This window comes from Dyella sp. SYSU CM1112, assembly GCF_058216415.1.
The window spans coordinates 1-271 of the sequence record NZ_JBZEGI010000133.1 but is presented as its reverse complement, the minus strand read 5'-3'; the positions used below and the strand labels follow the sequence as shown (position 1 = coordinate 271).

Here is a 271-nt window from a genome sequence, read left to right as displayed (position 1 = left end):
GATCGTGTATTTCAACCAGCCCGAAGCCTGGGCACGCGTGGCCTGGCCGGGCGATGGCCTGGCCGGTCACGCGATGCTGACCTGGGAAACCCTGCATGCCGGCGTACGCATTGCCTTCGACGCCACCGGCGACTGGGCGTTTCTGCGCCTGCTGGAAAAGGCCCAGGTCAAGCCGCTGGACAGCACCCGCTATCAGCTGACCTGGCAAGCACAACCCGATACGGAGCCCTTGCATTACGTGTTGCGTACGCAACTGGGCGAGGGGCCGCTG

Annotated in this window: 1 protein-coding gene; it reads left to right on the top strand. The window is 65.3% G+C overall.

Features of this window, described 5'->3' with window-relative positions; genetic code table 11:
* On the top strand, positions 1-271 hold a 271-nt coding region (locus AC4HNJ_RS21940; RefSeq protein WP_490481734.1), incomplete at both ends, for a type VI secretion IcmF C-terminal domain-containing protein.